The sequence below is a fragment of the Actinomadura luzonensis genome, assembly GCF_022664455.2.
Lineage (GTDB): Bacteria > Actinomycetota > Actinomycetes > Streptosporangiales > Streptosporangiaceae > Nonomuraea > Nonomuraea luzonensis.
Window position 1 is genome coordinate 1671932 of record NZ_JAKRKC020000002.1, and the last position, 17179, is coordinate 1689110.

The following is a 17179-nucleotide window of genomic DNA, read 5'->3' on the forward strand; positions in this document are numbered from 1 at the left end:
ACGAGAAAGGGAGCGCTTACTTGGTTCACGAGCCTAACAACTGGGGACGGTTCGGCCCAGACGATCAGCGCGGCACCCTGAACCTGCTCACCCCGTCCGTGGTCCTCGACGCCCTCCGCGCCGCCACCACCGGCGAGGTGCTGAGCCTGGCGCTGCCGATCCGCGGCGCGACCTCCTCGCCCGCCCCGACGACCGTGCCCCACCTGCGGAACCGGCCGCTGCCGCAACACTTCATGTCCGTGGACGGCGGCGACTACGCCGCCGGGGCCCGGCCGATCGGCGAGGGCCTGTGCGTCGCGGACGACGCCCTGGTCGTCACCCCGCACGGCACCACCACCCACATGGACGCGCTGTGCCACATGTGGTCGGGCGACCAGGTCTACAACGGCCACCCGGCGGCCCGCGTCCGCTCCTACGGCGCCACCCGCTGCGGCATCGAGCAGGTCGGGGGCGTGGTCGCGCGCGGCGTCCTGTACGACGTGCCCCGGCGGCTCGGCCTGGACCATCTGCCCGCGGACCACCGCGTCGAGCCCGCCCTGCTGGCGGAGATCGCCGTGCCCCGCCCCGGGGACGTCGCGGTGATCCGCACCGGCTGGCCCCGGGTGTGGGAACGCTCGCCGGAGGAGTACTGGTCGGGCCAGCCGGGCCTGTCGGCCGAGGCCGGACGCTGGCTGGCGGCGCACGACGTCGCGGCGGTGGCCGCCGACAACGCCGCCGTCGGCGGGCTCAACGCGCGCGGCACCGCCGACGAGAGCCTGCCCGACGACCTGCACCTCATCCTGCTCCACCGGCACGGCATTCACCTGATCGAGATGTTGTGGCTGGAGGAGCTGGCGGCCCGGGGCCGCACGGAGTTCGTGTTCGTGGCGGCCCCGCTCCGCCTCGAAGGCGGCACCGGCAGCCCCCTCACCCCGCTCGCGATCCTCTAGCCCCAGGTCACCGGGAGGCGGGCGACGCCGTACACCGCGTTGTCCTGGCGGAGCGGGACCTCGGTGGCGGGGACGGCCAGGCGCAGGCCGGGGAAGCGCTCGAACAGCGCGCGGTAGCCGGCGCGCAGCTCGTTCCTGGCGAGCTGCTGGCCGAGGCACTGGTGGACGCCGTGGCCGAAGGCGAGGTGGCGGCGGGCCTCCGGCCGGCCCGGGCGGAGGGCGCCGGGGTCGGGGAAGACGGCCGGGTCGTGGTTGGCCATCGGCAGCGACAGGGCGACCGTCTCGCCCTCGGCGACCAGCACGCCGGCCACCTCGACGTCCTCCAGCGCGGCCCGGCTGGGCGCGCCGAGGTGCAGGATCGACAGCCGGCGCAGCAGCTCCTCCTCCATCCCCTCCTCGTACGCCCGGCCCTCGCGCAGCAGAGCGAAGACGCCGAGGGCGAGCATGTTCGCGGTGGTCTCGTGGCCGGCGACGAGCAGGATCAGGCCGACGTTGGCCAGCTCCTCGTCCGTCAGCTCGCCGGTGAGGCCGCTGAGCAGGTCGTCGGCGGGCTCCTCGCGCTTGCGGCGCACCAGGTCCAGCAGGTACGCGTGCAGCGCGGCGGACGCCGCGCGCGGGTCCCCGTCCGGGGTGACCAGCTCGCGGCTGCGGTCCTGGAAGAAGGCGTGGTCGGCGTACGGGACGCCGAGCAGCTCGCAGATGACCATCGAGGGGATGGGCAGCGCGTACGCGGTCACCAGGTCCGCGGGCGGCCCGGCCGCCGCCATCGCGTCGAGGTGCCCGGCGGCGATCCGCTCGATGCGCGGCTCCAGCAGGCGCATGCGGCGCAGCGTGAACTGGCCGGTGAGCAGCCGGCGGTAGCGCGTGTGCTCGGGCGGGTCGGTGGCGGCGAAGAAGCCCGGCGGCGCGGGCCGGCCGGGCCCGCCGGGCGCGGAGGAGCGTACGGCCGGGTGCTTGAGCTCCTGCCGGGCGCTGAAGCGCGGGTCGGTGAGCACGGCGCGGGCGGCGTCGAGCGTGGTGGCGAGCCAGCCGAGGTGCCCGTCGGCCATCTCCAGGCGGGCCATGGGCGGCAGGCCGCGGAGGCCGGGCGGCGGGTCGAAGGGGTGCCGGGGGTCGCGTTCGATCGGGAGTCTGCGCATACTGGTGAGAGTAGACTCTTATTTGGGAGTTGACTAGCAAAATGCTCCGAGTGGACGTCCGAGCCCGGGCAGCCCGAGAATGCGGGCATGAGCGAGGGACCCGGGCTGCGGGAGCGGAAGAAGGCCAGGACCAGGGCGCTGATCCAGAAGGAGGCGCTGCGGCTGTTCCGGGCGCAGGGCTACGCGGCGACGACCGTCGAGCAGATCGCGGAGGCCGCCGAGGTGGCGCCCAGCACCGTGTTCCGCTATTTCCCGACGAAGGAGGACCTGGTGCTGGTCGACCAGTACCCGCCCTTCGCCGAGGCGCTGCGGGCCGCGCCGCCCGAGCTCAACCCCGTCCAGGCCGTACGGTTCGCGTTGCGCGCCGTGCTCGGGGCGCAGACGCCGGAGGAGCGCGAGGACGGCCTGGAACGGGAACGGCTCATGTTCACCGTGCCCGAGCTGTGGGCGGCGAGCCTGGAGAACATCCGCGGCGTGCTCGCCGGGCTGCGCGCGGAGCTGGCCGCCCGCGAGGGCCGCGACCCCGGCGACCCCGAGCTGCGCAACGTCACCGGGGCGGTGGCCGGCGTGCTGATAGCGTTGTGGTTCGACTGGGCCGCCGACCCCGCCCTGGACGTGCCCGCCGAGTTCGACAGGGCCCTCGCCCACCTCGGCGCGGGCCTGCCGGTCGCCCGTCAGGCCGGGCCGGGGGAGCCGCCGGGGGAGGCGCCGGGGTAGTTGCCGCCGCCGTGGGCGGCGTCGAGCGCGTCGTAGTCCGGGGTGAAGCCGCGCTTCGGGATCTCGTCCGCGAACACCACCTCACGCGGCTTCTTGTACGACGCGACCTGGCCCTTCACGTGCTCGACCAGCTCCGCGGGCGTCGCTGCCGCCCCCTGCCTCAGCACCACGACGGCCTTGACCGCCTGGTGCCAGTCCGGGTCCGGAACGCCGATGACGGCGGCGTCGGCCACCGCCGGGTGCGTCTTGAGGGCGCGCTCGACCTCGGCCGGGTAGACGTTCTCGGCCCCGGACTTGATCATGCGCAGCTTGGGGCCGATGAAGGTGATCGTGCCGTCGGGCTCGCGGCGGCCGAGGTCGCCGGTGTGGTGCCAGCCGTTCCGCAGCTTTTCCGCATTTAAGTCGGGCCGGGCGAAATATCCGGAGAAGAGGGTCTTGCCGCGGGCGCAGATCTCGCCCACCTCGCCCGCCGGCAGCTCGGCGTCGTCCGGCCCCATGATCCGCACCTGCGCCAGCGGCGACGGCCGCCCCGCGAGCCCGGCCCCGCCCTCCGCCAGCCCCAGGAAGGTCAGCATCCCGCCCACCTCGGTCTGCCCGTACCCGCCCATCCTGGACCGGCACCACGGCGAGTCGTCCACCGTGATCATCGCGTTCCACTCGTCGGAGGCGGCTACGAAGCGCAGCGAGGACAGGTCGTACTTGCCGCCCGCGTTCGCCTTCACCACCGCGTCGATCATCGGCCCGAACAGGAACGCCTGCGTCACCTTCTCGGCGTCGACCAGCCGGCACACCTCCTCCGGGTCGAAGGCGGGGGTGAAGACGTTCGTGCCGCCGATCTGCAGGGTCGCCAGGCAGAACATCATCGTCCCGACGTGGAAGAGCGGCCCGTTGTTGAGGAAGGTGAAGCCGGGCTCCATCTGCCGGACGACCAGCAGCGACGTGGCGTGCGCGACCAGCGCGGCGCTGCTGAGCAGGGCCGCGTTCGGGCGACCCGCGAAGGCGGCGGTGTAGAGCGCGAGCACCGGCTCGGTGTCGGCGACCTGCGCGAACTCCCGGACCGGCCCGCCCGCGACGAGCCCCTCGTAGTCCGCCCCGGCCCGGACCCAGCCCGGCCCGGCGAGCGCGGCGACGGTGTCGGAGGGCTCCCAGACGACGAGCGACGGGGCGAGATCGTGGAGCACGAAGCGCAGCTCGTCCGCGGACTGCCGCCAGTTCGCCGGGCAGAAGACGGCGCCGAGGCGGCTGCAGGCGAGCAGCAGCTCCAGGACGGCGTGCGCGTTCTGGCCGAGCCACAACACCCGGTCGCCGGCGCCGACGCCGCGCCCGGCGAGCGCGCTGGCCAGCCTGGTCACGCGGTCGTCCAGCTCCGGGTACGTGAGCCGCACGTCCCCGTCCACCACCGCCGTCGTCTGCGGGCGGCTGCGGGCGTGCTCGGCGAGGACGTCGGACAGGGACAGGCTGTGGATCATCGTCAGCTCCCGGGGGGTGGGGGCGCTACTGGAAGGCGGGCATGACTTCCGCCGCGAAGAACCGCATGACGCGCTTCATGTCCGCGAGCGGCATGGGGCGGGTGCTGCCGAAGTCGCAGAGCAGGTTCGTGAAGCCGGCGTCCCTGAGCAGCGTGACCTGCTCGACGACCCGCGCCGGGTCCCCGATGACCTCCAGCTGCTCCCACCGGAAGTCGGCCGAGACGGCGCCGCCCTTGAGGTAACGGTCCTGGTAGTACTCGAAGCCCTGCGCGGCCCGGCCCGTCCTGGGGTCGATCGGGGCGCTGCGCTCGTTGAAGATGCGCGATCGGTCGAACGACGCCTCGAACCGCGCCTGGTCCTCGCGCGCCTGCTCCAGGGTGGGGGCGACGTACACGCTGCGGGCCACGACCAGCTCGGCCCCGTCCGGGTGCCCGGCCCGCGCCGCCGTCTCCCGCCACGTCTCGGCCGCCTTGACGACCTTCCTGAACGGCGCCGCCGGGTCGGCCAGGATGGGCAGGCCGCGCTCGGCGTACATGGTGACGGTCTCGGGGGAGACCGCCGCGACGTGCAGCGGCGGATGGGGGTCCTGCACGGGCCGCGGCACCAGCGACACCTCGGCCCCGGTCCGGTAGAACTTCCCCTCGTGCTGGTACGCCGCCCGCGTCCAGAGCCCGACGATCACCTCCAGGGCCTCGTTGAACCGGTCGCGCGCCTCGGCCAGGTCGATGCCGAACCCTTCGAACTCGAAGCTCTGGTACCCGCGCCCGATGCCGAGATCCAGCCGCCCGCCGGACAACACGTCCACCTGCGCGGCCTCCTCGGCCACGTGGACGGGGTTGTGCAGGGGCAGGACGACGATCCCGGTGCCGAGCCGCAGCCGCTCGGTGCGGGCGGCGGCGTGGGCGAGCATGGTGAACAGGTTGGGGACGACGCCGTAGTCGCGGAAGTGGTGCTCGGCCAGCCGCACCCCGTCGAACCCCAGCTCCTCGGCCAGCTCGATGAGCTCCAGGTGGTAGTCGTAGACGTCCTTGAAGCTCTGGCCGTCGAAGCGGTGGAAGAGGTGGAAGGTCGAGAACTTCATGCGGCGGCCCCTCGGAGGTAAACCAAGCGCTCGCTTGGGAGCGTATCACGTCGCCGCCTGGAAGCGTGGCCATCCGCCTGGGGCTCCGCCTCCTTCTGCAAGCAACCCACCCGTAGCCCGATCACCGGGTGGGCCGGCTGGAGCCCGCCCTCAAAGGGCCTCGCTGACGCTCGGACGCCCTCCTAGGGGATCGGGGCTCTGCCCCGATCCCCGGGCGAGAGGGCCTGCCGGCCCCCTCGCGCTCCCCCGCGACCTGGGCACTGGGGGCACCGGTGTGCGGAAGGGCCGGTCACAGTCGGCACAGAGTTGCCCGGCGACCGGCGGGGCTTGTCGGGTCAGTGACAACGGGATCGACGTCGTCGTCCAGTGCCCGGCCCGGCGTTCGGGGAGGATCTGTGCCAGGGGCCGCCAGATCTCGGGCCGTCCCGATGGCCCTCCATGAATACTCGAAGGGCTTTCCGGTCGTCGTCTGGGTCAGAAGTCGAACTCGCCGTCCTTGGCGCCGGAGACGAAGGCGCGGAAGACGCTGCCGCGTACCACCCAGGGAGCCAGCTCGGGCTGCTCGGTGTCCCGGATGCCGACACGGTCGCCGCTCAGCGGGGCGACCTCGATGCAGTCGCCGCCGTCTGCGCCGCTGTAGGAGGCTTTCCGCCATTCTGCCTGTCGGAGTTCCGCGGCCAGTTCGTCATCGTTTCTCATGCATCACCATCTTCTCGCGTATCGCTTCGGCGGTCTCGTTCACAGGTCGGGCGTATGACCGTATGGCGTCGAATCTGAGACTAACTCTGCGGACCCGGTCAGCGCGATCCGTCATCTCGCCGTCGGATGCGGTATCCAGATACACCGCATCCGGGCCGTTGAGTTGCTGAGCGATCACGAATCCACCGAGAAAACCGATCGTGGGGACGGCCGCCATCGGAACGACTTGCAGAGTGATGCAGGGGTGTGCCAGGAGCATCAGGAGATGTTCCAGTTGCTCCCGCATCACCTCCGCGCCGCCGATGGGGCGGGCAAGGACGCCTTCGTCGATCACTGCGGCATACAAAGGAGGTTCGGGCCGCTCGAACACCATCTGTCTGCTGAGTCGGCCCTCGGCGATCTCCTCCACCCGTTGATCGGTGATGCCCGGCTGCCCGCGCAGAATCGCGCGCGCATAGTTTCTGGTCTGCAGGAGCCCTGGTACCACGAGCGGTTGCCAGGTGCGCAGGCTGTGGGCGTTGGCCTCGATCCTGGGCCATTGGCGGAACCAGTTGGGTCCCGTTCTCAGTACCAGTGGGAGGAGGCGGAGCAGGTCGCCCTGCAGGCCGAGGAGTCCTTCCACCTGCTCCGTGAAGTCCCACTGCGGAGTGCGTTTGGCATTCTCGATCTGACTGACCAGGCTTTTGCTCACGTGCGTATAGTCCGCGATCGCCTCCTGCGTCACGCCCCTTTCCTCTCTCAGCCTTCTCAACTCGGCTCCGAAAAGCGCGAGAGGGCTTGCTCCTGGATCCAAGTCGCTGGCGCCCATCGACGCATCACCGATCCGTTCACAAGTACACACACATCCGTGAACCCGAGGTGTGCGGCAAGTGTGCTACTCGCCGACTACTAAAAGTAGCCGTCATGGGCCAGCCTGGGAGAGTCTTCGAGCGACATCGCTCGGGCCCAAGTTCACAGCGCGATTGATGCTGTTGACGGCTGGGCGAAAGGGTTCATGAGAGGTGGTGATGCAAATGCCGACTAATGCCGTTTTTCTAGATTCTCGGGTGGTGGGTGTCTGGAGACTCATGACGCTCGGCCGCACTGCTGAGTCCCTGCGACTCGCCCGGGAGACGGTCGGTCTCTGGCTGGCGGATGGTCCTCAGGAGGTCCGGGACGACGCCGCCCTGATCGTCTCGGAACTGGTGACGAACGTGCTCCGGCACGTGCCGGGTGGCGTTCATCGTGACTGGGTGGACGTGCGGCTCGGTCGCGGACGGGGCTTCGTGCGGCTGGAGGTCGTGGATCCAGGTACCGACCTGTCCGGCCCGGAGCTCGGCGAGGACGATCTCCTGTCCGAGTCGGGCCGGGGGCTTCGTCTCGTAGCGGGTCTGGCCGTGCGCTGCGGCACGTGGCGTACCGGTGACGGCTGCCGCGTCGTCCGGGCTGATCTGGCGTGGCCTGGCGCGGGTACGCCGTGACGTACCGCTGGCGACCGTACGTCGCGCGCGGGCTGTTGCGGGTGGTCGAGGCGTCGCGCTGCGAGAGGTACGTCCTGTGCTACGAGGAGGGCGAGTTCTTCGTCCTGCGCCGGGCCGCTGGCACTGCTGTCTGCGAGGAGGCCGTCCGCGGCGGCTTCGCTGCGGCGTCCAGCGCATGGGTGTGGCTGACCAGGGCGTGCTGCCTGATCTGCGGGCCGGGTGGGTGACGCGCGGGCCTGTGAGGGTGAGCGCCGGCCGTCCCCCCGATGCGGGGTGGGATGCTTCGGTTCGTGTCTGAGACTTCTCTGCACCAACAGAACCGTTAGTGCAAGTTCACAGAACCTCATTCTTGAGCAGGGAGCCGACCCATGCATCCACCCGGATTCCTCGGTGGAGAAGTCGCTTCCGGAGCGTGGCCTCCACGGTGAAGCCTGCCTTCTCTGCAACCCGGCGGGAAGCCAGGTTCCCTACTTCAGCTCGCCACTCGATCAGTTCCAAGCCGTGGGCGCGGAAGGCCCATCGACACACGGCTCGCACCGCGTCAGTCGCAACGCCACGTCCGCGCGCTTTCGGATCAACCCAGTATCCGATCTCAGCCGTGCCCGGCGCGCTCAACCCCACCCCCACGCGGCCCAGGCGTTCTCCCGTGGACGCTTCCTCAGCGAGGAACTCCAGACGCTGCCCACTCTGTCCGCCGGCGATGGCCAACTGCTCGACAAAGAAAGCCGCGTCTTCCATGCGGTAGGGCGACGGCAACTCCACGAAGTGCTGCAACGCCGGATCCAGGGACACCTCATGAACCCACGGGATGTCCGCCAGCGTAAACGGTCGCAGGGCAAGCGAGCCTGCTGTGATCACATCTCGTTCCATGGCGCGATCTTCGCCAGCCGACCCACAGGCGCGCAATTCAATAACAGTCGAGGCGAGGGACAGGTGGGCGAGGCGAGCTCGATTCGATGCACTCGGGTCGCGGCATGAGCACCGCGACGAAGATCGAATGGACCGAGGTCACGTGGAACCCGACCACGGGCTGCGACCGGATTTCGCCCGGTTGCGACGACTGCTATGCGTTGACGCTGGCCAAACGGCTCAAGGCGATGGGGCAGGCAAAGTACCAGCGGGACGGTGATCCGCGGACCAGTGGCCCGGGGTTTGACGTCACCCTCCACGAGGACGCGCTCTCCGAGCCGTTGCGGTGGCGGAAGCCGGGGCTCTACCCTCCCTCGACCTCACCGGCATTGACTGGGTCATTGCCGGAGGTGAAAGCGGCCCCGGCCACCGCCCGCTGGACCTCGACTGGGTCCGCGACCTCCGCGACCGCTGCGTCGACCAGGGCGTCAGCTTCTTCTTTAAGCAGGTTGGCGGGCTGACGCCCAAGAGCGGCGGCCGCGAACTGGACGGCCGCACATGGGACGAAATGCCGGGCGATCATTCATGAAATGGACACAATGCCAGGTGTCCCAGTTGCCTTCAGCACAAGGCCGGGGGGCCGTCGCCTTCGCCGATAGGTGCTGGTCCGAGGGCCTCAATGATCCTATCTGGCGAGGTAGCAAGCTGGGGGCTGTGGTTGAGCAGCAGCTGCTGCTTGGCCGTCAACTGGAACACGGTCAAAACCCCGCTCATCTTCACGATCAATATCGCCCCGACCCGGATCACCGCATCCTTGTCACTGCTATTCAAGGCCGCGATGACCGGCCCCAGATTCTGCAGCAACTTTGCAGTGACGTCCGCATCCTGAGCGAGTACCAGGCGTGTTTCGGCGGCGTGTGCCGCGACCAACGCGGCCTCGCGCCCTGCAGGAGAACGCGCGAATTTCTCCGCCACAGCCCGCATTCGGCGGAACCACGATCCGATGACCGGATCGTCACGGTTCTCGATCCGCAAGCCCGCCGCAGCCAACAGATCTTCGACCGTTGCCTCGACCTGCTCGTGGATACTCTCGTCGGACAGGTAGATCGTGACCGGCAACATCGACGAGGCCACGTCCGCAGTGACATCCTGCTGACCCGAAGCGTCGGCTCCGATGGAAGGCCGTGGCCGCACGTTAAAACCATCGGCCTGGCCCTGCACAACATCGGCGACGACATCGCCGCGGGCCGTCCCCGGGCCGCCGACTCGCCCCAGAAACAATTCACCCAGAACTCCCGTGAGGATCCGGCGTATGTCGTGCTCAGTGTGGACCTGCGCCGCCTGGATCTCCACCGTCTGACCACCAGTAGACGTGACCTCGATCGTGATACCCCTGCGGCGAGTCGACAGCCAGGCTACGAGGGTTCTGACGAAGGCCTTGATAACGGAATCGGAGACGAGGCTAACCACCAAGGAAGTCGGCGCAAGTTCCTCTGGCGTCGTTCCGAGCGGGGAGAACACAACGGCCCCCGACAGACCCGGCTCATCATGCAACCACTGCCGAAACGAATCGCGATCTGCTTCGTCGACGTCGCCGACCAGAGCAAGCTGAACCGCCGCACCCTCAGCCATCGAACCCTCCTCCGAAGTCCACGATGCCGACCATCCTCCCGGCTGACGTACAGCTTGGCCACGATCCAGTTCAAGAATGCAAGGCTTGCGAGCCATGTCCAAGATTGCGGCAGCCGGCCAGGCCGTGGGCTACAACGTCAATGCCTTCGCCATCGACTGGGACGCCCGCCAGGCCACCTGCGAGGTGCATCGTGACGCGATCTCCGCGCTTCGGGCTTACAGCGGAATCTCGACCGGACCGAAGTCGCCCTCCGTCGGTCTACGGGCTTCTGCGTAATGATCAGGATCGGCCTTGATCCGGGCGGTGGCCCGCCAGCCCGCGATGACCTCTTGCGTGGTGGTGTCGACGTCCAGTTCGGCGGCGTCGGACAGGGCTTCGACGAGTTCGAGCGTGAAGGACCGGAGTTCGTCCGAGGACAGATGGCGTACCCAGGGGAACACGTCGGGCATGGCGAGGACCAAGGACCGGGCGGTCGAGTCGTGCCGCATGAGGGCGAGCAGCAGCCGGGACGCGGTGGACAACGTCCGGTCGCGCTCCTCCTCGCGGTTCGCGGCGGTCAGGTAGAAGTCGGGGGCGTCACGGTGCGTGATGCGGACGCGTCCCAGCCGGGCCGCACGTTCCGCGACTGCCCGGGGATTTCGCGAGAGGTCAGAAAATGTCACCGCGTCGGCTTGTCCAGTGCTCACGGTGCCCAGCGTATATCAGAATGTGTTCTGAACTCTGGGATCAACCGGATCGGATGTGGTGGGCACTCGACCATATCGCCAGACCAAGATCGTCCAATTGTGTGTGGCCACGACGCCCCACGCGGCCCCGCGCCGCAGCCGGTACGAAGGTGCCCTCGGGCGGCAGGGCCCGAAGTGCCCAGTCAGACGACCGATGCAAAGCTGTCGTGCAGCTCTTCAACCCACGTCGCCCAGCGGATGCCGACACCGTCGCCGCTCAGCGGGGCGACCTCGATGCAGTCGCCGCCGTCTGCGCCGCTTTAGGACGCCTTGCGCCACTGTGCGTGCTGGAGTTCGGCGATCAGTTCGTCATTCCTCATGCGGTCTCGTTGATGGGTAGTGCGTGTCACTTCGCCATCGTTTACGCAATGGGAATGTTGCGCGTCCGGCAGTTGCATCCGCTGTGCGATCACGAATTTCATCCAGTGAACCGATTGCCATGAAGTGTCGTTCGAGAATTACGAGCAACCGCCTTTGGGGCGGGTAATCGAGGCGATCGCTCGCGATGGGCAGACAGCGGAGGGAATCGTCCCCGGGCAGCCCGTCATCGCTCGCCGACGAGGACGATCTCACCGGTGCGCCGGTCGCGCCGGACCCGGATGACCACCCGCCCTCTGATATAGCGCGGTTCCTTCGCCAGCCGGTCCAGCCAGACCCGCCTGACCAGACCTTCGACATCGCCGGTGCCAGTGGTTGTTGCGATGAGCGCCGTGAGGAGGTGCGCGGTGGCGATGTCCCTCCGGCTGGTCACACCGCAGGGGCCTTCACTGCGACTGCCGTGAACGTCCCACAGGTAGAACCCGTCGATGTCACAGTCCGTCCGCCTCGGCTGCGGGGCGCGGAGTGCGGCGGCAAGGTCGGGTGCGGTGACCAGGGCCTTCGGGTCGTTTCGCGTCATGGATCGGGACGGTAGATCGCCGCAGGCGCCGCATCTGGGACGGTTGTGCGGGTAAATGAGCCGTACAACGGTGCGGGTCACACGATGCCTGCCCGGCACGCCAGGCCACGCAGTTGCGGCGTGCTGGGACGATGCTCCCGCTTGACGAGTTGCGCGAGGACGTCCCGCGTGCGCTGGTCGTAGCGGATCAACTGCGGCGAGAGCTGTTCCGCGTTCAGCAGTGTGTTCACCGCGGCGGCGTCCTTGCGCTGCAGGGTGTACGCGCGGGCGAGGTCGAGATGGACCTGGGCGCGGCGACCGAGCAGGCTGACCGGCAGCCGGGACAGGTCGAGGGCTTCGCCCAGCGCAACGGCGAGTTTCGCGTCACCGAAGGCGACCGCTGACGACAGACGGTGGATCCGGATGTTGGTGATGCCGAAGGCGGTCCAGAAATCATTGCGTTCGCGGCCGATGTGGTCGGCGGCGGCGGTGGCCTCGGCAAGATGACTGTCTGTCCCGCCTCGATCGTAGGTGTGCGCGGCGGCCGAGGCGGCGACCAGGTACAGTCCGCCCCGAACCGAGGCCAGGACCGGATTCGTTCGGTGCTCGTCGCCGTGCAGCGACTCAGCGGCCCGCACGGCCAGATCACGGGCCTGCTCCGGGCGGTGCATCTTGATCAGGATGTAGCCCAGCCGGTAGGCGCTGACCGCCGCGAGCAGAGGCCGATCGGCATCCTCCGCTGCGGCCAAGGAACGATCGGCGGCCAGCCACGCGAGCTCGGGCTCGTCCACGCGCGTCAGGACGGTCGCTGCGCACTGGTAGGTCAGAGCTCTCAGCGTGTCGGCTGGACGCCGATGCTTCCGCGGCACGGCCTGCCGACCGTGCTCGACTGCGAGAATCAATCCCGGCAACCGCTGCCCCGCTTCCTCGTACCGGGCGGACTGGTACAAGCGGTTGATCCGGTGCAGCTCGATCCGCAACCGGTGCGGACTCTCCGCTTGGCCTGTGAACGGTGAGAGCATGTCGTAGCGCAGCATGGCTTCCCGGATTCCCTCGCCTGGCCGGTAGCGCGATTCGCCGTCCTGCTGACCGGCATGGGTCAACTCGTGGACGCTCACGCCCAGCACCTGCGCCAGTCGCACTAGCACGCTGTGACTGTCGATACGGCGTACTCCGCGTTCGACCTGGCTGAGCCAGCTCTCCGACCTGCCGATCAGCCCGGCCGCCGCCTGTTGGGACAGGCCACGCCGTCGCCGCTGCCGGGCGATGCGTCCGCCGACCTCGACCTGGTCGTTCATGAGGCCCCTCACCTTAGGCGGACGCGCCGCCCGTCGCCCGCTCCAGCTCGTCCAGCACATCGTCCCAGGCCGGCATGCGTCTCTCATAGGGTGCTGACGGATCGAACAGCAGCCGCACGCCCATCTGGCTCAGCACGCCGAGGCTGGTCCGGAAGGCGAGGTGCTGCGCGAGGGCGGGCTTGAGCATGGGGACGGCGACGATCGGCACGCCGTAGCCGGTCAGCTCGCACAGCAGCCCCACCGCGAAGTTGTCCGTGATCCCCGCAGCCCATTTGTTGATCGTGTTGAAGGTCATCGGTGCCGCTATGACCGCGTCCGCTTTGGGCAGTTCCTTGCCCTCTCCGGGCATCCGGAACTCGCTGCGTACCCGCTCTCCCGTCTGCTGCTCAAGGCGTGCCTGATCGAGGAAGCGCAGGCCCAGGGGCGTGGAGACGACGAACACCTGCCAGCCGGCGGCTTGTGCGCCGGTCACGAGGTCGGTGACAGGGCCGGCATGGGACGGGGCCGCGCTGGTGACGATGTACAGCACGCGCACGCAAGCCAGCGTAGCCCGATCGTGCGGTCAGGGGCTCCAGTGGTGGAAGCCGGCGGCGCGGGCCTCGGACTCGTCGCGGAACAGGTTGGTGTCGAACGGGGTGACGGCGTACGAGGGGTCGCCGGGGACGTCGTACACGTCGGCGGTCGCGAGGGTGGTCGCCGCGAGGATCTCGATCACCAGGAAGGCGCCGTACCAGATCGCCAGCGCGCCGAGGAACGAACGGAGTCTCATCCGGCCCCCTTCGAAGTGGCTCAGGGCCGATTGCAGGCGGCCGTACACCGCGTATATACCCTTGGTGTACAGTCCAGGCGCATGAGCGTTCCCCTTGCCCTGCTGGGCCTCCTGGAGCGGGAGCCGAGCCACGGCTACGACCTGAAGCGCGACTACGACACCTACTTCGGCCGGGGCAAGTCCCTGCCGTTCGGCCAGGTCTACTCCACGCTCGGCCGCCTGGCCAGGGACGGCAAGGTCACGGCGGGGCAGAGCGAGCCGGGCGACGGCCCCGACCGCAAGCGCTACGCCATCACGCCCCTCGGCAGCCAGGAGGTCGAGGCGTGGCTGTCGGAGCCGGTCGCGGCCGAGCCGTACCTGCAGACGGTGCTGTTCACGAAGGTCGTGCTGGCGCTGATGCTGGGGCGCGACGCCGCCGGCTACCTCGACCTGCAGCGGGCCACCCACCTGCGGCGGATGCGCGAGTTCACGCAGGTCAAGCGGGAGGGCTCGCTGGTGGACGCGCTGCTCGCCGACCACGGCATGTTCCATCTGGAGGCCGACCTGCGGTGGATCGACGTCACGCAGGCGCGGCTGGGGGCGCTGGCCGCCATGGTGCGCGAGTCATGATCGTCGAGGCGCGCGGGGTCAGCCGCTCCTTCGGGAGCACGCCCGCGCTGCGCGAGGCCGGCCTGGCGGTGGACGCCGGGGAGATCGTCGCGGTCATGGGGCCCAGCGGCTCGGGCAAGTCGACGCTGCTGCACTGCCTGGCCGGGATCTTCACCCCGGACAGCGGCGAGGTGTGGTTCGACGGGCGGCGGCTGGACACCCTGAGCGACGCCCGGCGCACCGAGCTGCGGCGCACCGCGTTCGGGTTCGTGTTCCAGTTCGGTCAGCTCGTGCCCGAGCTGACCGTCGCCGACAACGTCGCGCTGCCGCTGCTGCTGGGACGGGTCCGGCGCAGGGACGCCTACCCGCGCGCCGACGCCTGGCTGGAGCGGCTGGGGCTGGCGGAGCTGGGCAAGCGGCGGACGGGGGAGCTGTCGGGCGGGCAGGCGCAGCGGGTGGCGATCGCGCGGGCGCTGGTGGGCGGGCCGCGGGTGCTGTTCGCCGACGAGCCGACCGGCTCGCTCGACTCGCTCACCGGCGAGCACGTCATGGACCTCATGGTGGGTCTGGCCCGCGAGGAGGGCACGACCGTGATCGTCGTGACGCACGACGCGCGCGTGGCGGCGTTCGCCGACCGGGAGGTCATCGTCCGCGACGGCCGCGTCACCGATCCCCTCGGCGCGGCCGCGGCCAGGGTGCCGGGCGAGGTCGTGCGGTGATCGGGCTGGGGCTGCGGATGTCGCTGCGCGGCGGCCGGGAGGCGGCGGCCCGGCTGGCGCTGATCGTGGCCGGCGTGGCGGCCGGCGTCCTGGTGCTGCTGACGACGTTGTCGCTGTTCAACGCCTTCCAGGCGACGAACGGCCGCCAGTGCTGGGAGTGCACCACCGGCACCGCACCGAGCGGCAGGCTGCTCGACTCCACCGCCATGGGCGCGTTGTGGAACTACCGCGAGGACTACTACGCGGGCCAGGCGATCAAGCGGCTGGACGCGGCCGCGCTCGGCCCGCGGGCGCCGGTCGTCCCCGGCCTGGCGCGCATGCCGGAGCCGGGCCGCTACTACGTCTCGCCCGCGCTGGCCGCGCTGCTGGCCGCGACCCCGCGCGAGATGCTGGCCGACCGCTTCCCCGGCGCCCGCGCCGGGATCATCGGCGCGGCGGCGCTGTCCGGGCCCGACGAGCTGGCCGTGGTGGTCGGGCGCACGCCGGAGGAGGTGGCCGCCCTGGCCGGCACCCGGCAGGTGGACGCGGTGGAGACCGCGCTCCGGGTGGACGCGAACGCCGACCTGTACCGGTTCGGGTTCGCCGTCGCGGCGGCCGGGCTGACCGTGCCGCTGCTCGTGCTGGTGAACGCCGCCACCCGCCTCGCCGCCGCCCGCCGCGAGGCGCGTTTCGCCGCGATCCGGCTGGCCGGCGGCACCGCCCGCCAGGTGAGCGTGCTCGCCGCCGTGGAGGCCGCGCTCGGCGCGCTGCTGGGGACGCTGCTCGGCGTCGCGCTCTTCCAGCCGGTACGCCCGGCCGTCGCCCTGGTGCGGGTCACCGGCTCCCGCTTCTTCCCCGAGCTGGTCGCTCCGGAGGTCTGGCAGTACGCGGCCGTGCTCGCCGTCGTCCCGGCGCTGGCCGGCGGCACCGCGTTGTGGTCGCTGCGCCGGGTGCGGATCAGCCCGCTCGGCGCGGCCAGGAGGACCCCGCCGCGTCCGCCGCGGGCGTGGCGGCTGATCCCGCTGGTGGCCGGGCTGGGGCTGTTCGCGGGGCCGGTGTTCCGCGACGCCAAGGACGCCGACGCGCCGCCGGCCGTGGCGGGGCTCGTGCTGACCATGGCCGGGCTCGTCCTGGCGGGCCCGTGGCTGACGGCGCTGGCGGCCCGGCTGGCGGCCCGCGCGACCGGCGGCGCGGCGACGCTGCTGGCGGCGCAGCGGCTGGCCGCGGACCCGAAGGCGGCCTTCCGGTCGGTGAGCGGGCTGGTGCTCGCGGTGTTCGTCGGGACGGCGCTCGCGGGCATCGTCCCGGCCGTGGTGTCGGGGCAGCGGGCCGTGGCGGGCGGCACGCTGACCGACGTGCTGCGGGTGCCGCTCGGCCGGGTGCCGGGCGCGGGCGGGCTGCCCGCGCGGGCGGGCGCGGAGCTGCTGGACCGGTTGCGCGCGTTCACGGGGGCCGGCGTGCTGCCGATCTACGCCCTGCCGGAGGGCACGCGCGGCCAGGTGATCGGCCCGGACCGGCCGCCGCCCACCACCGTCGTCGCCTGCGCCGACCTGGCCCGCTACCCCGTGCTCGGCCGGTGCCCGGCGGGCGCGCAGGCGGTGACGGGCTACTTCGACCGCGTCGTCGAGGCCGACAACCCGCTGTCCATCGACCGGCTGCGTCCCTTCACCGGGCCGGCCGGCCGGGCGGTGTCGGTGACCGGGCTGAGCCTGTCCGCGGTCCTGGTCCGCACCGACGGCACGGGCGGCGCGCTGGAACGCGTCAGGACCCTGCTGTCCCGGTACAGCGTGGACGCGCCGATGACCTTCGCCGAGGTGGCCGAGGTCCGGGCGCGGCTGTACACGCAGGCCGAGAACGTGGGGCTGGCCATGGTCGTCCTGACCCTGCTGGCCGGCGGCTGCAGCCTGGTCGTGGCGGTGGGCGGCGGGCTGATGGAGCGCCGGCAGCCGTTCACGCTGCTGCGCCTGGCCGGCACGCCCGCCCGCACGCTGGCCGCGGTGGTGCTGCTGGAGTCGGCGCTGCCGCTCGTCCTGGCCGCCGTCGTCGCCGCCGCGGCCGGGTACGGCGTGGCGGGGCCGTTCGTCGCCGCGCTGGCGATGAAGGGCGCGTCCCTGGCGCTGCCCGGCCCGGTCTACTTCGGGGCGCTCGGCGCGGGGCTGGCCGCGTCCCTGCTGGTGGTCCTCGCCGCGCTGCCGCTGCTGCGGCACCTGACCGCGCCCGACAACGCGCGTTTCGAGTAGGAGACCCC

The 17179-nt window shown here is 70.7% G+C and carries 21 protein-coding genes and 1 pseudogene; 10 read left to right on the forward strand and 12 right to left on the reverse strand.

The window, feature by feature from the left end; genetic code table 11:
- Positions 1 to 20 precede the first annotated feature (20 nt).
- Positions 21 to 929, forward strand: a complete 909-nt coding sequence (locus MF672_RS38010) for a cyclase family protein (RefSeq protein ID WP_242375418.1) — start codon at positions 21 to 23, stop codon at positions 927 to 929.
- Here MF672_RS38010 and MF672_RS38015 read toward each other — a convergent pair.
- Positions 926 to 2068, reverse strand: a complete 1143-nt coding sequence (locus MF672_RS38015; protein WP_242375419.1) for a cytochrome P450 — start codon at positions 2066 to 2068, stop codon at positions 926 to 928. The genes MF672_RS38010 and MF672_RS38015 overlap by 4 nt on opposite strands.
- An 87-nt stretch (positions 2069 to 2155) precedes the next feature.
- Here MF672_RS38015 and MF672_RS38020 point away from each other — a divergent pair, with 87 nt between their 5' ends.
- Complete coding sequence (locus MF672_RS38020; RefSeq protein WP_242375420.1) at positions 2156 to 2785, forward strand: TetR/AcrR family transcriptional regulator; 630 nt, start codon at positions 2156 to 2158, stop codon at positions 2783 to 2785.
- Here the strand turns inward: MF672_RS38020 and MF672_RS38025 are convergent.
- From MF672_RS38025 to MF672_RS38040, 4 genes are all read right to left on the reverse strand, one after another.
- Positions 2743 to 4254 carry an AMP-binding protein gene (locus MF672_RS38025; RefSeq protein WP_242375421.1) on the reverse strand — a complete coding sequence of 504 codons (1512 nt, stop codon included), beginning with the start codon at positions 4252 to 4254 and terminating at the stop codon, positions 2743 to 2745. The two genes, MF672_RS38020 and MF672_RS38025, sit on opposite strands and share 43 nt — an antisense overlap.
- 25 nt (positions 4255 to 4279) lie before the next feature.
- The gene (locus MF672_RS38030) at positions 4280 to 5335 is read right to left on the reverse strand and encodes an LLM class flavin-dependent oxidoreductase (RefSeq protein WP_242375422.1); all 1056 of its coding nucleotides are present in this window, start codon (positions 5333 to 5335) and stop codon (positions 4280 to 4282) included.
- A 474-nt stretch (positions 5336 to 5809) separates the two neighbouring features.
- Positions 5810 to 6034 (reverse strand): DUF397 domain-containing protein, encoded by a 225-nt coding sequence (locus MF672_RS38035; RefSeq protein ID WP_242375423.1) that lies wholly within the window; start codon positions 6032 to 6034, stop codon positions 5810 to 5812.
- On the reverse strand, positions 6021 to 6842 hold the full coding sequence (locus MF672_RS38040) for a helix-turn-helix domain-containing protein (protein ID WP_302893351.1): 822 nt from the start codon (positions 6840 to 6842) through the stop codon (positions 6021 to 6023). The genes MF672_RS38035 and MF672_RS38040 overlap by 14 nt, the downstream gene beginning before the upstream one ends.
- Before the next feature lie 259 nt (positions 6843 to 7101).
- Here MF672_RS38040 and MF672_RS38045 point away from each other — a divergent pair, with 259 nt between their 5' ends.
- Together MF672_RS38045 and MF672_RS38050 are read left to right on the forward strand one after the other, a co-directional pair.
- Positions 7102 to 7494: an ATP-binding protein gene (locus tag MF672_RS38045; RefSeq protein WP_242375425.1), complete on the forward strand. Its 393-nt coding sequence runs from the start codon at positions 7102 to 7104 to the stop codon at positions 7492 to 7494.
- Positions 7470 to 7721 (forward strand): hypothetical protein, encoded by a 252-nt coding sequence (locus MF672_RS38050; protein ID WP_247815642.1) that lies wholly within the window; start codon positions 7470 to 7472, stop codon positions 7719 to 7721. Before MF672_RS38045 ends, MF672_RS38050 begins: the two co-directional genes overlap by 25 nt.
- A 106-nt stretch (positions 7722 to 7827) precedes the next feature.
- Here MF672_RS38050 and MF672_RS38055 read toward each other — a convergent pair whose 3' ends face one another.
- Positions 7828 to 8364, reverse strand: a complete 537-nt coding sequence (locus MF672_RS38055; protein WP_242375427.1) for a GNAT family N-acetyltransferase — start codon at positions 8362 to 8364, stop codon at positions 7828 to 7830.
- A gap of 104 nt (positions 8365 to 8468) precedes the next feature.
- On the opposite strand from MF672_RS38055, the pseudogene MF672_RS52295 reads away from it, so the two are divergent.
- Positions 8469 to 8641 (forward strand): annotated as a pseudogene (locus tag MF672_RS52295) (DUF5131 family protein); the annotation flags it as partial.
- 48 nt (positions 8642 to 8689) lie between these two features.
- Entirely contained in the window at positions 8690 to 8932 is a 243-nt protein-coding gene (locus MF672_RS38060; protein ID WP_242375428.1) for a DUF5131 family protein, read from the forward strand.
- A gap of 32 nt (positions 8933 to 8964) precedes the next feature.
- On the opposite strand, the gene MF672_RS38065 is transcribed toward MF672_RS38060, so the two are convergent.
- The gene (locus MF672_RS38065) at positions 8965 to 9975 is read right to left on the reverse strand and encodes an effector-associated constant component EACC1 (RefSeq protein WP_242375429.1); all 1011 of its coding nucleotides are present in this window, start codon (positions 9973 to 9975) and stop codon (positions 8965 to 8967) included.
- A gap of 216 nt (positions 9976 to 10191) precedes the next feature.
- Positions 10192 to 10662, reverse strand: coding sequence for a hypothetical protein (locus MF672_RS38070; protein ID WP_242375430.1), 471 nt, complete (start codon positions 10660 to 10662; stop codon positions 10192 to 10194).
- Positions 10663 to 10868: 206 nt separating this feature from the next.
- Between MF672_RS38070 and MF672_RS38075 the strand changes: the two genes are divergently transcribed.
- Entirely contained in the window at positions 10869 to 11144 is a 276-nt protein-coding gene (locus tag MF672_RS38075; protein WP_242375431.1) for a hypothetical protein, read from the forward strand.
- 101 nt (positions 11145 to 11245) lie between these two features.
- Here MF672_RS38075 and MF672_RS38080 read toward each other — a convergent pair whose 3' ends face one another.
- From MF672_RS38080 to MF672_RS38095, 4 genes are all read right to left on the reverse strand, one after another.
- Positions 11246 to 11599, reverse strand: a complete 354-nt coding sequence (locus MF672_RS38080; RefSeq protein WP_242375432.1) for a hypothetical protein — start codon at positions 11597 to 11599, stop codon at positions 11246 to 11248.
- A 77-nt stretch (positions 11600 to 11676) separates the two neighbouring features.
- On the reverse strand, positions 11677 to 12876 hold the full coding sequence (locus MF672_RS38085; protein ID WP_242375433.1) for a helix-turn-helix domain-containing protein: 1200 nt from the start codon (positions 12874 to 12876) through the stop codon (positions 11677 to 11679).
- A 13-nt stretch (positions 12877 to 12889) separates the two neighbouring features.
- A complete protein-coding gene (locus tag MF672_RS38090; protein WP_242375434.1) occupies positions 12890 to 13411 on the reverse strand; it encodes a flavoprotein in 522 nt (173 codons plus the stop codon).
- A gap of 27 nt (positions 13412 to 13438) precedes the next feature.
- Positions 13439 to 13645 (reverse strand): sunset domain-containing protein, encoded by a 207-nt coding sequence (locus MF672_RS38095; protein ID WP_242375435.1) that lies wholly within the window; start codon positions 13643 to 13645, stop codon positions 13439 to 13441.
- An 81-nt stretch (positions 13646 to 13726) separates the two neighbouring features.
- Between MF672_RS38095 and MF672_RS38100 the strand changes: the two genes are divergently transcribed.
- Genes MF672_RS38100 through MF672_RS38110 form a run of 3 tightly spaced genes read left to right on the forward strand, consistent with a single transcriptional unit; the run spans position 13727 to position 17171 of the window.
- On the forward strand, positions 13727 to 14254 hold the full coding sequence (locus MF672_RS38100; RefSeq protein ID WP_242375436.1) for a PadR family transcriptional regulator: 528 nt from the start codon (positions 13727 to 13729) through the stop codon (positions 14252 to 14254).
- Entirely contained in the window at positions 14251 to 14952 is a 702-nt protein-coding gene (locus MF672_RS38105) for an ABC transporter ATP-binding protein (protein ID WP_242375437.1), read from the forward strand. Before MF672_RS38100 ends, MF672_RS38105 begins: the two co-directional genes overlap by 4 nt.
- Entirely contained in the window at positions 14949 to 17171 is a 2223-nt protein-coding gene (locus MF672_RS38110) for an FtsX-like permease family protein (protein WP_247815643.1), read from the forward strand. The genes MF672_RS38105 and MF672_RS38110 overlap by 4 nt, the downstream gene beginning before the upstream one ends.
- The last annotated feature ends 8 nt before the right edge of the window (positions 17172 to 17179 follow it).

Excerpts from the sequence above, each read along its gene's own strand:
- MF672_RS38100 (WP_242375436.1), top strand. The coding sequence starts at position 13,727 with ATGAGCGTTCCCCTTGCCCTGCTGGGCCTCCTGGAGCGGGAGCCGAGC.
- MF672_RS38025 (WP_242375421.1), bottom strand. The coding sequence starts at position 4,254 with ATGATCCACAGCCTGTCCCTGTCCGACGTCCTCGCCGAGCACGCCCGC.
- MF672_RS38040 (WP_302893351.1), bottom strand. The coding sequence starts at position 6,842 with ATGGGCGCCAGCGACTTGGATCCAGGAGCAAGCCCTCTCGCGCTTTTC.
- MF672_RS38035 (WP_242375423.1), bottom strand. The coding sequence starts at position 6,034 with ATGAGAAACGATGACGAACTGGCCGCGGAACTCCGACAGGCAGAATGG.
- MF672_RS38080 (WP_242375432.1), bottom strand. The coding sequence starts at position 11,599 with ATGACGCGAAACGACCCGAAGGCCCTGGTCACCGCACCCGACCTTGCC.
- MF672_RS38065 (WP_242375429.1), bottom strand. The coding sequence starts at position 9,975 with ATGGCTGAGGGTGCGGCGGTTCAGCTTGCTCTGGTCGGCGACGTCGAC.
- MF672_RS38020 (WP_242375420.1), top strand. The coding sequence starts at position 2,156 with ATGAGCGAGGGACCCGGGCTGCGGGAGCGGAAGAAGGCCAGGACCAGG.
- MF672_RS38095 (WP_242375435.1), bottom strand. The coding sequence starts at position 13,645 with ATGAGACTCCGTTCGTTCCTCGGCGCGCTGGCGATCTGGTACGGCGCC.
- MF672_RS38015 (WP_242375419.1), bottom strand. The coding sequence starts at position 2,068 with ATGCGCAGACTCCCGATCGAACGCGACCCCCGGCACCCCTTCGACCCG.
- MF672_RS38030 (WP_242375422.1), bottom strand. The coding sequence starts at position 5,335 with ATGAAGTTCTCGACCTTCCACCTCTTCCACCGCTTCGACGGCCAGAGC.
- MF672_RS38055 (WP_242375427.1), bottom strand. The coding sequence starts at position 8,364 with ATGGAACGAGATGTGATCACAGCAGGCTCGCTTGCCCTGCGACCGTTT.
- MF672_RS38105 (WP_242375437.1), top strand. The coding sequence starts at position 14,251 with ATGATCGTCGAGGCGCGCGGGGTCAGCCGCTCCTTCGGGAGCACGCCC.
- MF672_RS38045 (WP_242375425.1), top strand. The coding sequence starts at position 7,102 with ATGACGCTCGGCCGCACTGCTGAGTCCCTGCGACTCGCCCGGGAGACG.
- MF672_RS38085 (WP_242375433.1), bottom strand. The coding sequence starts at position 12,876 with ATGAACGACCAGGTCGAGGTCGGCGGACGCATCGCCCGGCAGCGGCGA.